At 52.0% G+C, this 14,684-nt stretch carries 10 protein-coding genes; all 10 read right to left on the reverse strand.

The window, feature by feature from the left end; translation table 11 throughout:
- Positions 1-3: 3 nt before the first annotated feature.
- The gene (locus F3I09_RS24605) at positions 4-2,268 is read right to left on the reverse strand and encodes a hypothetical protein (protein ID WP_149697712.1); all 2,265 of its coding nucleotides are present in this window, start codon (positions 2,266-2,268) and stop codon (positions 4-6) included.
- Positions 2,265-4,772 (reverse strand): hypothetical protein, encoded by a 2,508-nt coding sequence (locus tag F3I09_RS24610; RefSeq protein ID WP_149697713.1) that lies wholly within the window; start codon positions 4,770-4,772, stop codon positions 2,265-2,267. Before F3I09_RS24610 ends, F3I09_RS24605 begins: the two co-directional genes overlap by 4 nt.
- Complete coding sequence (locus tag F3I09_RS24615) at positions 4,769-7,279, reverse strand: hypothetical protein (protein WP_149697714.1); 2,511 nt, start codon at positions 7,277-7,279, stop codon at positions 4,769-4,771. The genes F3I09_RS24610 and F3I09_RS24615 overlap by 4 nt, the downstream gene beginning before the upstream one ends.
- Positions 7,276-7,653 (reverse strand): GPW/gp25 family protein, encoded by a 378-nt coding sequence (locus F3I09_RS24620; protein WP_149697715.1) that lies wholly within the window; start codon positions 7,651-7,653, stop codon positions 7,276-7,278. The genes F3I09_RS24615 and F3I09_RS24620 overlap by 4 nt, the downstream gene beginning before the upstream one ends.
- 15 nt (positions 7,654-7,668) lie before the next feature.
- The gene (locus tag F3I09_RS24625) at positions 7,669-7,941 is read right to left on the reverse strand and encodes a hypothetical protein (protein WP_149697716.1); all 273 of its coding nucleotides are present in this window, start codon (positions 7,939-7,941) and stop codon (positions 7,669-7,671) included.
- Between the two features lie 12 nt (positions 7,942-7,953).
- Positions 7,954-8,658, reverse strand: coding sequence for a phage baseplate assembly protein V (locus F3I09_RS24630; RefSeq protein ID WP_149697717.1), 705 nt, complete (start codon positions 8,656-8,658; stop codon positions 7,954-7,956).
- Between the two features lie 17 nt (positions 8,659-8,675).
- The gene (locus tag F3I09_RS24635; RefSeq protein ID WP_149697718.1) at positions 8,676-9,767 is read right to left on the reverse strand and encodes a phage late control D family protein; all 1,092 of its coding nucleotides are present in this window, start codon (positions 9,765-9,767) and stop codon (positions 8,676-8,678) included.
- Positions 9,768-10,043, reverse strand: a complete 276-nt coding sequence (locus F3I09_RS24640) for a hypothetical protein (RefSeq protein ID WP_149697719.1) — start codon at positions 10,041-10,043, stop codon at positions 9,768-9,770. It lies immediately after the preceding gene.
- 24 nt (positions 10,044-10,067) lie between these two features.
- A complete protein-coding gene (locus F3I09_RS24645; RefSeq protein ID WP_149697720.1) occupies positions 10,068-10,829 on the reverse strand; it encodes a hypothetical protein in 762 nt (253 codons plus the stop codon).
- Positions 10,830-10,891: 62 nt separating this feature from the next.
- On the reverse strand, positions 10,892-14,683 hold the full coding sequence (locus F3I09_RS24650; protein WP_149697721.1) for a DUF4157 domain-containing protein: 3,792 nt from the start codon (positions 14,681-14,683) through the stop codon (positions 10,892-10,894).
- Position 14,684: the final 1 nt, after the last annotated feature.

Genomic DNA, 14,684 nt, shown 5'->3' on the forward strand with positions numbered 1-14,684 from the left:
TAGTTATGTTTCATGAATAAAAGCTGGAATTAGCCCGAAGGGCATGTATTCGTCTATTTTGGCCCGTAAGCCGTCCAGCTTTACGGGGTTCAGCAAACTGTTAAAGGCGCCCATTTCGCTGCCATTCTCCGCTCCTGTGCGCAAGGGTTCCGGCGCTGTTTCACTCAGCTGGGCATAACTGTAATGCCCGAAACGCCGCGAACTGAACCAGTGATTGGTATCGACGGTAAAAAGAAAAGATTCATAAGGACGTGGCAAGCGGCTGAAGGCTGGCGCCGCACTAAAGCGGAAACAGCCATTCTGTGTATCCGTTACCGTAGAGGGACCGGTAATGATGGTCTCTGTTGCCTGCAGACGGTGTACGTTCACATTTCCAAAGACGGTGGTGCGTTGTAAAATAACCATGCCGGTATTAACAGCAATAGCCGGACTGCCTGCATTCACAGATTGTATAATGGAATCGCAGATGGTAATGGTTTCCACCGTGCCGTCATTACGGGCAATAACAGGTCCCATGATGCTGTCCTCAATGCATAACTGCTCTACGAATCCTTCGATGACCAGCGTTACAGGATGCAGTGTTCCTCCCAGAATATTCGTATCTCCTCCGGGGTCAAAAGTGCAGTTTCTGATGTGGACAGTTTCATAATCACCGCGTAGTATTACTTCCAGTGTATTGTTCTGGCTGGCCCCTATCCACCAGCCGTCTATCGTGAGTGTAGATTCTTCATTTGTGCCTGTATTCAGTATCCAGTTAGCTTCCAGTCGCAGGAAAGGTCGTTGGAGGTTGGCAGCACGAAATTCGAGATGCTGTACACTCAGCTTGTCGGATACTGGCCCGTAGGTTTTACTGTCGCTTATCTGTGTAATACCGTTATTCAGTATATCTGTTGCGGCTAATACACCTCCACCCTGTTTTACCAGGTCCGGGGCCTGCTCTTCCACTGCAGGACGATCATAGGTGCCTGCACCCAGCGGAGCGGCAAACCCGTAATGATAACTGACTGTCAGTTCATCAGTATCCACTGCGCCATCCAGCCAGAGGAGGCGGCCTCTCTCCGGATCAATGGCCAGTCTTTTATTACCTGGTCCGATAGCCCAGTTGCTCAAGTTAGCCGCAGTGATAAATTCTGCAGTGATGATACCTGCGGGTGGTGCACCAAGTGTAACAGCCAGAGAACCGGTATCCGGCGTGATGCCACCTCCTTCCACAGCCAGCGCATTGGGTAAGAGCGCCTGTTTTCCACAAGCGGCTATAATAGCATAACGTAAGAGCGGAACATAAATACCCGGGGCCAGCAAGTCTGCCTGTGTGGGCAAAGTGGCTAGCGTTGCCAGCAAACGGCCTTCTTCCCTGAACTGCCAGCCCCGCAGACTGCGAAGATCTGCTGCAGCCCCCGGCAGCAGGCCATGATCGTTCACCAGGCGTTGTACCACTGCTTCGCTGATCAGGTATTCGGCATGCGCCAGCAAACGGCAACGCATAGGCGCGGGCAGTTCCCATTCCAGCGCGGCATGCCATTCCTCCCAGTCTTCGGGCCTTCTGCGCCTGTTAAACAGCTGGATATCCCGGCCGGAGGGGTCAAAGCAGAAGCCCATATCATCTCCTAAAGAGAAAGGAGTAACATTGGCGACCTTATAAGCTACCAGCCGGTAAATATGGAAATTGAGCCTGGGAATACCGTAACGTCCATCTTTACCCTGCTGCCTGCGGAAGTCCGCCGTATGGAAATATTCGTCGAAAGGGCCTCCATTCAGCTCACTACCCCGTTGCCGGCGGAGGTCAGCCCAGCCACCCGGGCCTGTACCTGTAAAAGGTCCTAACAGTAATCCAGGAACGGTATCCAGTCCATGCCTTGCTCTTGCCAGGCGCTGAAAACTTTCCACCAGGCGTCCATCCCAGCCGGTAATATCGCTGATCAATTCTTCCAGTATGCGGGGAGTGCCTTTGCGGCGGCGGTAGTAGATGGTTTTCGCAACATCTACGCGGCGGCCACGTTTGTTTAATGCGCTGATAAGGCGGGTGCCCAGCAGGTCGGCTATATAGGGCACGGCCCAGTCACTGCACCATTCGATGAACTGATCTTCCCATAGGCGGTCTTCGCTGCGTCGCACAATTGCCGCCTGTTCTGCTATTACTTCCACCAGGCCGCGCAATACGCCGGGACGTTCGGCTATACCGTCTTCATGACGGTAAATGGCCGGGATCATTTCCCAGAGTTTTTCCGCATAATAGCGCTCAAAGCGATCTTCTGCTATTGTTTTCATACCAGGGAATTATTGTTTAGCTGTAATGCGTTCTCTTGTTCGAAATTGAAATACTTACCTGCGCCCGGTGTTTTGGCAAAGTCATTAAAGGGCTTTCCATTCCAGAAAAGACCACTGACAGCCGTAGCACCCGGTACCGCCAGTACGGCCGCGAAAATGCGGCTACGGAACAGCGGACGGCCGATGCCGATGTTTTCCCGGGCCAGTAACCCGCTTTTGATATTGGTGAGGTTTTCGCGTACTGCCGCTAATACATCTGCTTCGAGGTAGCGTGGGTCGAACTTCACCGCAATGGACAACTTTGCTTTTGCGGTAGTGGCCTGTTCCACCTGTATGATGACAGCAGGGTCTGACACATTGCGTAAACGTTGTGAGAGCGCGGTTTCCAGGCCTGCTTCTCCCAGGTACCAGATATGTACCAGCGCACACTGACGCGTACCATGCCAGCGCCAGGCGGCCTGTACCCCTTTTACACCCGGCATGGAGAGCGCCACTGCTTCCATATCCTGTATCGACACCGCCCTGCCTAGTATAAGCGCTGATTTGGGCGCATAAGTGCGCATGCCATCTGCAGGTTCAGGATCGGCGCCTCCTGCGGCTGACAAGGGATTATTCACGCTCTGCAGCCCTTTAAATGGTTTAGCGATCTGGTTCACTGCTCCAGCTGGAGGGGCTGCCTCTCCGGCGCCATAACGGTACCAGGCCACCACATTATTAGCACCCGTAGGCAGGCGCTGTCCACGTATGCCATCCCCAAAAGTGATGATAGCGTCACCTTCGTCATTCTGCCGTACGATAAATACATAGTCGTCCGGACGCCTCCCATAAAACCCCGGAACTTCTGTCCAGCGCACACCGTTTACATAAATGTGCAGCGTACTTTTCACCCCCTGGTCATTATCTGCTGTGGGGGAAGAGAGGTAGGTGAGCGGTTTTTTCTTCAGTTTAAAAAACTGGTTTACCTGTGATGCATTGCCACAGCCCAGCACTTCCGCGTTGACCTGTTCGCCTCTGCTGGCGCTGATCACATTACCAAACGCTGTTACCGGTAGTACGAGACCCGGCTGCCAATCCTGTCCCTGATCAGGTATCAGTGCTGCATGGGGAAAATCCACACTGCCGTTGATGGCAACACCACGATTGTTTTTATCGCTCAGCAGGAATGCAGCGGGGTTCCTTTCTTCCACAGGCGTTTCTGTCTGACCCGTAAAAACAAGGGCATCATCCGGCATTAAGATACTATTAGGTTCGTCGCCAATACGTCCGGCGAACTGCATACCATAGTGCACCACCAATGTAGCCTTGCTGGCATTTCCCCAGTTCGCAGCTCCGGATGCTTTACGACCCGCAGCGTTGATACCTGCATCCAGCGTAAGCCGGGTAACGGGAACAGATATGCCGGGCATATCGAAACTGCTGCCGTTGATCTTGATCTTGCCGGGGGGCGTAGGCTGCCTGGTATCTTCGGAGGTACTGTTCACTTTAAACCAGCGTACTTCCTGTCCCCTTCGCAGCAGAATATAGTCGCCTGCTTTTATCTGGCGATACAATCCGTCCAGCACAACACTATCCGAGGTAACAGATGCATTTTCATCATCAAAGATGGATGCCACTATATTGGAAATACTACCTGGAGCTGAAATGAAAACAGCGCTTGCAATGATGTTCGGTGAAACGTCATCACCGGGACTTGTCCAAAGAGAGGCTTCATGTAAGGGAGCATATAAGCTCAGCCGTGACAGCGGTGTGTTTACCGCTAGTTTTGCCGGCTGACTGAAAGCAATTTTCGTATAGGTTACCCCGTCGGCAGCGGTATAGGGCGATACCTCCGCTACCTGCAAGGCCTGATTCTGCGCCGTATTGCCACTGTCTGTCAGCAGCAATACATCACCTTCCCGGATCTCTGTACGTGGTGTTACGAGCAGGGAAAGCGGGTTGGCGCTCAGTATTTTACCGGGGCGTGGCGCACGGATATTCCAGCGATTGGTCAGCGGATGGATCAGTGTATCCTGATCCAGTTCAAATACCTGTGGCGGCTGTCCATTAAAAGCGGCAGACCTGAAAGCGGTGCCTGCCGGCAGCAACACCGGTTGCCTGCCATCTGCCAGGGCTGCCAGTTGAACGGTAGCGCCTACAGCAGGACGGGGCAGATAGCCCAGCAATGCCACCAGCCTGCGTAAGGCAGCCCGCTGACTAGCAGTGCGCAGGTAGGTCTCCTGGGCAATTACCTTATCATAAAAGCTTAGCACATCACAAACGTAGGCCCACATTTCCAACAGCATCACACCGGTATCATCCTGTTTCCGGGCCTGCCAGGAAGCCAGCGGCAACTTGCTGCGAATGGCAAAAAGCATGGCCTGCCGGAATTCCGGGAAAGCGGCCAGCTGCCGGGGCAGTTCGCTCAGGCCCGCATTGATACGCAGCGCCTGCGGATGTTCTACCCGGTCGCAGGGACAGGCAAATGCGCCGTCTGCAGTATTGGTATTATTGCAATTACAACTCATGCTCCACCGTGTATATAAATTTTAAGAGAACCTCTTTCGGGAAATAATGTATCATTCTCCACGCGGATGATGGTCTGCTGACCAGGATCGTAGGACAAACCGGTAAACATCTTCCAGCCGAACCATCCTCTCCGTCTGAAACGGATATATTCAATGGCCTGCACACCGGGTACCTGCTGTATGCAGGCTTCCAGGGAAGAACGTTCCAGGGGCGTACCAAATGTGAAATGATCAGGAGAGAAATATCCGGGGCTGGGATTGATGCCGCCTTTTCCCAATAGCGCTTCCAGCACAAGCGCTTTTACCTCGCCGGCATAAGCATGCGGTGCAGCACAGATCTCAATCTCAATATCCATATCGGCATATACGGGATCCTGTATCAGGGCTTCCCTGCCGGCCTGCCGGAAACGGTCCAGTTGCTGCTGCAGGTTATTGCGATGCGCAGGTTCCAGTCCTACGGTACCCAATGGATCGGGCGTTACAAAAGCAGAGAGCCAGCTGCCTGTCCAGCGGAAAACAGCGCCAGCCCTTTGTACCCAGGGCAAACGTTCCGCCGCTTCTGCATAGTCTTCCGAACGTACTGCCCGGTAGGTAACAGCACGAAAAGCTTCGGGGGCAGATTGGCGCACTTCATCCGGTTTCTCCGGGTCCATACCATTTATACCCTGCAAGGGATTAGCAACACTTTTAATAAAACCAAGATCAGCCAATGGCGGATCACAATCCCCGGGCTGACGATCGTCTTTTATATATTTCAGGGATGCCGCCGGTACATTTCCCCTGCGGCCTCCACCCAGCCTGTAATCAACACGGAACACCGTTCCCCTGGCGGGTATCAGGCCAAATTCACCATCTCCGAAGCGGATGGTGACACCACCGCCTGAGGCATAGTCACGGTGTATCACTTCCTCACCTATACGCTGATAGCCAACCACCCGTTTCCAGGTGCCATCATCCAGTGTATAATCCCGGTCCTGACTCTGGGAGGAATGTTCTCCCAGCAGGGACCTCCGCCAGGTCCATTCTTCATCGGGCACCCAGCAGGTACTATTAAATTCAACTGATGTCAGTCTTATTTCCGGGCGGGCATCATGCGGATCATCTCCCAGCCATACCAGCGGTTCGTCTGCTGATAAAGGAAGCCAGCAGAGATAGGTTACGTCACCGTCTTTCCCATTACGCTCTATCGCACGGTCTGCTTCAGGCACCACCGCCTGCTGAGCAGCTTCCTTCAGAGCATCCTGTTCTGAGGATGAAAGCGTTGTTGCTTCAGCGCCAGTGATGAAGTATAAAGTGTAGGTTTTACCTGCCGTGACCGGCAGTATATTGCCACGTATGTGCAGTACCGTTAAGTCCATTTCAAAAGGCAGGGCCTGGGCCGATTCCCATACCAGATGGGTTATATCCTCGTTCAGTACAAGGTCTTTCGTATCTGTAACAGCTATCAGCCGTACCAGGTGGGCACGTGCCCGCTGCCCGGGATTGGTGGGATTTGTTTGCAGCAATACCCATTTGCCGGGCGCCTGATTTTCGGGCAGGTCATCAAAGGGGGTGAGATGAGCGGCATGATGGCCTTGTATGTATAACGCTGTAGCGCCTACGGGCAAACAAACCTGGTCCTCATCGATCAAGTGAGGCAACAGATCATTCCGGTCAGCATCCACAGCATATTTCTTACCGGCGAATACTTCTTTTAGTCCCCGTCCCACTTCAAAGTCGATACGGGTACCATTTTCTCCTGAGGCCCACACATCTGTTCCGGCAGGGATCAAACCACTCTCGCCTTCAGCCACCGTTACATCGAGCCAGGCCGTGGCCCCCAGGCCATCATGGATGTTATAATCCACCAACAGGGCATGCCTGCGCAGGGACCTTCGCTGTGTGGCAGTTTCCAGGTAGGCTTCCCGGCTGACTTTATCCTGGTAATAGGCCATTTCGTCTCCCAGGGCACTCATCACTTCTGTGAGCATGACACCCGCATCTGCTTCCAGGCGGTCCGGCCAGTCGGGGTAACGTTGTGAGGCAAAGTCCAGCAGGGACTGCCGGAAACTCCAGAAGTCGCGGGCCAGGTAATTGACAGGAAAGTCGACCGGCGCTTCCGGCGGACATTCATGTTCCACTGGCTTACAGTCCAGATCCGAAGGACAGTTCGCCTTAAAACTGAAGGTAATGTCGTTGTAGAAGAGGTCTACCCTGGCGTCGTCAATATACAACCGGTACAGCGTGAAATCGCCCGGATGAGGCACTGTAAGACGCAACACGTCCTGAGCATCCACCGTAATCCAGTTCAGGGTACTTACCGGCATATCCGGCACAGTTCCGGCAGGGTTATAGATACGTATCTGATCGGGCGTCAGCGTACCTGTAACAGGAACATCCAATGTAGATGGAGACCGCAGGAAATATACGTCCAGTATCAGCTGGCTGGTATGTATATAGACAAAGTCTATCCCTGTTACACGGGACTGTGCAAGTAAAGCCTGTATACGATCGGGAGCGGTTATCATAACGTTACTTCAAGATTTAGATAATGACGTTCCTGCCTTGCATTGAGTATGTATACGATGCCTACTTCCAGTTTTTCATTGACGGAGGTCACTTTCACGTCCACCACGCTGACCAGGTCTGCCATCCATTTTTCCAGGGCTTGTGTCACAGCTACTTTGGTCAGGTTAGCACTTACCTCGCTGTTGGGCGCAAATACCATACGGCGTATACCGCATCCAAAATCGGGGCGGTTGATCCGTTCTCCGGGATTGGTAAATAACACCTGCAGCATCAGCTGTTTTACGTGCTGATCATAGTTCTGTTCTTCCATCAGCGTGCCCAGCCCCTGATCTATCGCAAACGGATAGCGTATGCTGGAAATGTGCTCTTTCATAACATCGCTTTTTTATCAATAAAGAGTTTCTGTACTGATCACTTGCACAGTGGCATTGTGAGTATGCAGATTGTTCTCGGATATTGTCACTGCTATTGCTTCCGGATGATCTACCAGATGCCGCACTACGCCCTGTGCAATAGCAATGAACAGCAACCGCATCTGGTCATTGGCCTGCGGTGGTGGCTGATCGTTCATTGCCTTTGGCCATTCTGCCATAAAAGCCTTTTCCATGGCTTCTGCCATGCTGTTTACATAATCTGCCTGTATGCCTGCTTTAAATCCCATATGCTTTAATTTTTATCCTGCCTTTACTTTTAAAGAAAGCAGGCTTGGTGTTGGAGGCGGAAGCGGTGGTACGGGTGGCGCGGGAGTTACCGGCAACACGCCCAGCGCCAGTTCGCCCGGATGTGTATGTGATTGATATATCTGTACGATCTGGTTCAGGTAAGTCATCAGCTCATCGCCGAAAACCACCGGGTGGGTGGCATTCTCCACCAGTTCTATCTGGGGTGCCTCTACCACTACTTTTAAGTTGCCTTTGATCTTTATCTTTCCCTGCTGCACTTCGATGGTCATGATATTGCTGCCATTCTCATCGCTGAGCGTGAGCACCTGGGCTTCGTCGTCAAAGCTTACCAGCAGTCCTTTTTCACTGCGTATAATGCGTAGTGAGGGGGTAGCTTCAGCGCCTTTTTCATTTTTGGGCACTTCATCATCCGCCCAGAAACCACCGGTCCAGATGGGATAGGAAAGATCTCCTGCTTCAAACTCCACCCAAACGCCTGCGCCGGGTTCGGGCACCATGAATACCCCTACGTTCTTACCAGCGTATGGCAGACAAGGCATGGCCCAGACGTTGAGTTCTTTCAAAACGGAAGGTACCCTTACCTTGACTCTTCCCCGGTTAGTGGGATCAGTATTGTCTATTACAGTACCACGGTATTTGCCGAAGTACCGGTTGCGGGTCCATTCCATTAGTTGTTCAAGTAACTGGGCATCCATGCTGTTGTTTTTATACGTTAAAATATTCCTCCACCAATACCGCCCGCAGCAGCTTCTTCCCAGCCGTTGCGCACCAGCTTCACTTCCATTACATGTGCTGAGGGATCGATGATATGCCTTACTGCCGCTACCAGGTATTTGCCACTATGACGGCTGCCGGCCCCTTTCACATTTACAATAGTGTGCGCATGCAGCAGTTTGCCAAACTGGTGAAGACTGGTACGGCAGGATGCCTGTATGAACCAGTCAGCTTCCATCAGCGCTCCCTGGCTGCGTGCCTGCAGATTACCGGCATCATCTGCGGGAGCGGAGACCTGCATGGTGCGCACATCACCTGTAATGGCCTGCAGAGATAAGGTCCCCAGCAAAGACTGTGGCGTCTGCGCCAGCTGTCCGTCCAGGTCGTTCTTGGTATTCAGATCAAGCTGTAATCCTTCCACACTGGTGGGCCGTTCTGTATTCCAGTTAATATCAAATGACTGAATATTGGGGCTTTGAAAGTTGATCGACAGTTCTGCTACAGGTTCTCCTTCCAGTTGCGGTTGTTTAAAATGCGCTGTTTCCATACCTGCCGCATCACTGGTGATCCAGCAGTAACAACCATTCCGTCTTGCCAGTCGCCGGATGAAACGGAGGTCCGATTCCCGCTGCACGAGGCTATGTTTGTTTTCGAGATGTCTCGCGCTGGTGGTGAATACGTCCGCTGCAAGACCATAATTGCCGAATATACTGGTGACGGCATCACTATCTGTTACATCAGTCCATACAACGGACTGGAATACACGGTCCATGGTAATAGAAGTATCGGCCCCTTTCACCAGTACAGAAGATCCTTCACCTCCGTGTTCCAGGTGTATCTGCTGACTATATATGGGTCCTTTTACCAGGCATTCCTGGGTATCATTGACGTCTGCGAGTATGGAAATAACAGCGCCGGGGCCGAGGCGATTATCCTTCAACCGGTTCAGATCACCATCACTGATATCTTCCGGGTAATAGATATTGAAATGCGTGGTTTCTCCCAGCTTTTCGTATACCTCCACCCGTGAAGCCTGCGCCAGTTCTGCATCTGGCGCGCCATTAACTGTTATGATTATACCTAAGCCCATTTAACGACTTTTTTGAGGAATAGCAATTTCCATCTGCTCACTTAATGCCTCGGGCAGCATTACGTCATTCGCTTCACAGATGCGCCAGAAACCGGCAGGATCTTTTAAATACTGGGCAGCCAGGTGGTCCAGCCTTTGTCCCTGTTTCAACAGGTGATACCCCTGCAGCGTCTGCAGCGGTGCAGGCGGGATGACAACAACCGGCACACTACGTCCACGGCTGTCTGTGACCTGGTATTGCGTTGTTTTGTAATAGCGGCTTTTTTCGTCAAACATATCGTGTCAGTTTACTGCGGTGTATTAAAAAGGCAACATGCCCAGGATAGATTCTACACTATTAGCCAGATTGGCTGCAGCCAGCACTTCTTTCTGCTTGCGGGTGAAATTGAAGGCCGCCACTGCAAGGTCCTGGGTGAATGTGCGGGGCGCAGGAAAGTCCTTTTCCGGGGTCAGTATCTTCAACCCGATATTCACCTTTGCACGGATGGGGTACAACAATGGTGAATAGGCCTGTTCTTCTACTGAAAAGCTGGTCAATCGCACAGGCACTATACGGCCTGGGCCCCAGGCAAACAGTAACACCGGCACCGTACCACGGGGCACAGGCGTTGCAGCGGCTGCGCTTCCGCCTATACTTGCACCACCACCAGACAGCGAAGCACTGATACCACCCATCAGCCCTCCCAGCAGGCTTTCGCCCTGCGGGTACAACAGCATTTCCATGGCAGCGATGCGATCGGCCACACCAGAGACAAAAGCTACCGGGTGACTCTCCGGTTTCTCCAGTGCATCTGCTGCGTCCAGCTCGAGGCCCAGTGTGAATGTTTCTGGCGGGTCGTGCGGTTGAGCAGTGGCCGCAGTTTCCTCTGCAGTGGGGGGCTGTCCCTGCCCGTCTCCCGACTGGCTGCGGGGAGCGGGGTTCCATACCTCCAGGCTGCGCGTCATCGTTTCCGGGTTGTACTGGAAAATGATGATGTTGGGAATGGGGCCTATAAAGCGCTCTGAGAATTCAATGAGAGCGCCTTTGAGGAGTTTGGGGCTGCGGGAGTAACCGGTGGACATGTATGTTGTTTTATTCGGGGTGTTTTATGTATCTGGCAATGTGTTGAAATAATAACTGTCTGCTAAGGTGTTGCCGGTGTTGGATGCCTTGCTTCATCGTATGCCAGTTGGAGTGTAGACATAGCCAGGCGTCTGTTTATTTCCAGCAACCTTCTGTCCTCCGAGCCCTCAGGCATTGAATCTATCCTTCGTTGGTAGAGGCCGCGCGTCTGAGCTGCCAGGTTTGTTATTACCTGCCGGAGTGCCGGCGCTGGTAAGCCGATCTGGAACAACTGGTGCATAAAGTCTGTCACTCTTTCCCTGATATAGGTCGGGCCACTCAGCGCTCTACCTCCTTCATCGATATTAGGCATATGTGTGAGCTGCTGAAGATGCACAAAGATCTCTTCTTCCGCATATGCCGAGGCATCGTATAACAATTGCCTTATCTGTCTTGCCTGTCTGTCACGATCGGCCGGCGTAGCGCTGCTGGGTCTGAGCACCACGATCTGTGGATCATCTACGATCAGATTGGCCAGTTCGTCCAGGAAGCCGCTCATTGCCTCTCCTGTCATGCCATGGAAAAGCGTATGGCTTAGTTCATGGACAAGTAATGCTGTTGCGAGTTCAGATTGTCCGCCATCGATCATATCTTTTTTCATGTGGATAATATATACCGGTGCGGTACCACCACCAGCCAACGCTCGGGTGCCTTCCTGTTTGTAAGCTCTGTAACGGGCTGTAGGAGGAAGGTCTGGAAATACATATATCGCATTGCTCGCAAAGTGATCGGCCCAGAAACGTTCCTGCTGCACCTGGGCCATCATTGCCATAAATGTATCGCGGCCTCTTGGCGTCAGCGCTGCTTCGAGAGTGCGCTGCTGAGTATCCAGGCTGCCACCAGAGGTAGTGCCTGATACAGCGGTTCCTGTGGCCGCTGCCAATGGTCCAAGCCGGGAAACAATATCCGTTACTGTTAATCCCCATCGGCCTGCTACTTGCAAGGCTTCTGCGGAGGTTGTCGGGGATGCTCCACCTGTTATACCTGCACGATCCAATACAGCCGTGCGGATGGTTTGTCCCAGTGCCTGCATTTCTGTTGCCCGTCGCTCCCTTTCCTGTACCTGTACAGGTGTTTCCGCCGGAGGCGTGGGCGTGCGGCCAAGTACAGACCTGTATCGTTCATAATGAGGACGTAACCAATCCTCCCTGAGTTGCGTAGCTCTTGTTTCCAGTTCCGTGGCAGAGGCCGCGGCACCGGCCACTCTATTGGTAGCAGCCTCACAGCTACAGGCAGCCGCCGTTCGTGGTTGATAACGATATCTTGTTCCTCCATGAGCGGTGGTACGTGTTACCCTACCATCCCGTGTTGTCCAGTTGGTGAAATCAGTAGCAGCTGTTAAGTTAGTACAGGTGCTATCCGCCCACATCTGGGCATTTACAGCACCTATATACCGGAAGCTGTCAAATGCGCCCCTTGCAAGTGCTTCCGGTACAGATTGATACCAGTTGCCAAACGTACCAGTATAACGATGAGAATCTGATGTTCTCTCTGTTTCAGTCCGGGTACCACCCTCTGCCCACACGCCGATCGTACTACAACCATACCAGTTAATCATACCATTGCAACAGAAAAGATGACGCAGCCTGTTCAATGCTCCCTGGTTTGCCACTGTGCTCAACCAGATAAGTGAAAAACCGCTCATAGCGGTTTCGGAAGTAGTACCATCTGCATTCTTTACTTTATTACCGCCACCCACAACTTGTATACTTGGATTACCATGATTGTAGATATTCAGACTGGCAAGACAGCCATTCGCTGGCACCAGTGATTCCAACTGATCGATCATATTATCCATCGAGCTGACCCTTATATCCGTACCCAGTTCCTGAGCGGCAGCCCTTACGAGAAAATCTTCGGGATTTGCCGCCGCCAATACATCTACTGATATACCTCCCGTAGCGCCGGCACCTGTTCCTGTAGTGCCAGGAGCACCGGAAGTTGGGGCTGTGCCACCGGAACCAGCTTCACTACCGGTTGACCTGTGAATGCCGCCTGTCTGTTGCAGCGTATGTGTCAGTTCATGCGCGAGCAGGTGTTGCCCTTGTTGTGTATGCGGACTATAACGCCCGCTATTGAAGTAAATATCATTGCCATGTGTGAATGCGTGCGCACGTATACTCTGGTTCATGTCTGCAGCCTCACTGTTATTGTGTATGGATACACGGGAGAAGTCAGCACTGAAAGCATTCTCCATAAAGTGCCTGGTACCATCCGGCAAAGGCGCTCCATTGCCTTTGGTAGCAATGAGTTTAGACGCCAGTGCAGGAGAAGCCTGCAAACCACCTCCACCCTCAGCTTTCCGCATAATGCCTTCTTCCTTTTCTGCTTCTTCACACTGCGCGCATTTCCTTTGTACAGAAGGCCCGATTAGTGCCTGTGTGTGCTGTGCAGGGGCCTGAACAGCGGACATACGCATTACCCGGTCGGCCATTGCATCTGCCTCCTGTTCATAACGATCTCCCGGGTTGTTAACATATAACCTGGGTTGTACCGCAGGGGCGGCAGCCTTTGCTTTACTCCGTTCCTCCAGGAATTCATCAACTGTAACCAACTTCTTTTTGCCGGCCGGACGCACTCTTATAGTACTCTTCGTAAGTAGTTTGGTCGGAGACTTCAAAAACACGAATATGGTATACTTCTCCGCATTGCTGAAGTAAACGAACTGAAAATCTGTATCATTAAGCTTGTCCGGCTCCTTGGTGGCAAGCCGTATGCTTGGATCATCGAAAATATTCCTGAGCACATCTACTTCCTCCTGCTGACCGGCAGCGTGTGCTTTATCAAATTCAGCTTTCGGGATCTGGCTTCCCAATCTATCCTTGTAATTTTTGGTAACAAAACGTTCCTTTAAAAAATGTATCAGATTTAACTGGAACGTAATTCCCTCTGAGGCCAAAAGATCATCCAGATCAACATAGCCGGATTCATAATCATCAATAACTACCGGCTCAAATCCGGCACTGGGATCACCACCAGGTCTTGCAAGACCATGCTTGCTGATCAGTCTCAATGGTATCAGCGTCTCCGTGTTCTCAATGAAGTTCTTCATTTCCGAATCAAAGGTTGTCAACGCCGCGCCCTCCACAACCGTGCAACGTATTTTATTACCATCCAATGAATACGTGATCGCCTCAGGATGTACTGTATTCAACCTGTTGATCAGTTCACCTGCACGGTCAAATGCAGAGAATTCCCCCTTCCCGGGAGGCCTCAGTTCTATTTCACGCTGTAGCTGTGAAGTACGGTCACCTTCCTGTTGTACCACATGCGTTAATTCATGGGCCAGCAGTCGTTGTCCCTCGGATGTATTCGGCTGATACTGCCCGCTGTTGAAATAAAGATCATTCCCGTGTGTGAATGCCCTTGCCTGTATACTATGGCTCATATCATGCGCTTCATTACCTGCATGTATCCTTACCTGTGAGAAATCACGGCTGAAAGCATTCTCCATGAAACTCCTGGTATTAGCGGGCAAAGGAGCTCCGCCACCTTTGGAGTTTTCCAACCGGGATGCCAGCTGCGGTGAAGCGGCAAAACCTCCGCCACTGCCTTCTGTTTTGCGCATCAATGATTTTTTCTTCTTCTCTTCCTCTTCACAATGCTCACATTTCCTTTGAAGAGAAGAGCCTATCAATCCTTTTGAGAGCATGCCACAGGAAGACTTACCGGGCATCCTCATTACACGGTCGGCCATAGCATCAGCTTCCTGTTCATACGGATCTCCCGGGCGGTTAACCGCCAACTTGGGCTGTATAACAGGGCTGCGGGTGACCAGTGTTTTATATCCTGCTTTAAAGGTGGCTGTTGTCATT

It is taken from the genome of Chitinophaga sp. CF418 (genome assembly GCF_900142925.1).
In the GTDB taxonomy this organism is placed as follows: domain Bacteria; phylum Bacteroidota; class Bacteroidia; order Chitinophagales; family Chitinophagaceae; genus Chitinophaga.

Coding starts and splice junctions, on each gene's coding strand:
- F3I09_RS24605 (WP_149697712.1), bottom strand. CDS start 2,268: ATGAAAACAATAGCAGAAGATCGCTTTGAGCGCTATTATGCGGAAAAA.
- F3I09_RS24610 (WP_149697713.1), bottom strand. CDS start 4,772: ATGAGTTGTAATTGCAATAATACCAATACTGCAGACGGCGCATTTGCC.
- F3I09_RS24615 (WP_149697714.1), bottom strand. CDS start 7,279: ATGATAACCGCTCCCGATCGTATACAGGCTTTACTTGCACAGTCCCGT.
- F3I09_RS24620 (WP_149697715.1), bottom strand. CDS start 7,653: ATGAAAGAGCACATTTCCAGCATACGCTATCCGTTTGCGATAGATCAG.
- F3I09_RS24625 (WP_149697716.1), bottom strand. CDS start 7,941: ATGGGATTTAAAGCAGGCATACAGGCAGATTATGTAAACAGCATGGCA.
- F3I09_RS24630 (WP_149697717.1), bottom strand. CDS start 8,658: ATGGATGCCCAGTTACTTGAACAACTAATGGAATGGACCCGCAACCGG.
- F3I09_RS24635 (WP_149697718.1), bottom strand. CDS start 9,767: ATGGGCTTAGGTATAATCATAACAGTTAATGGCGCGCCAGATGCAGAA.
- F3I09_RS24640 (WP_149697719.1), bottom strand. CDS start 10,043: ATGTTTGACGAAAAAAGCCGCTATTACAAAACAACGCAATACCAGGTC.
- F3I09_RS24645 (WP_149697720.1), bottom strand. CDS start 10,829: ATGTCCACCGGTTACTCCCGCAGCCCCAAACTCCTCAAAGGCGCTCTC.
- F3I09_RS24650 (WP_149697721.1), bottom strand. CDS start 14,683: ATGACAACAGCCACCTTTAAAGCAGGATATAAAACACTGGTCACCCGC.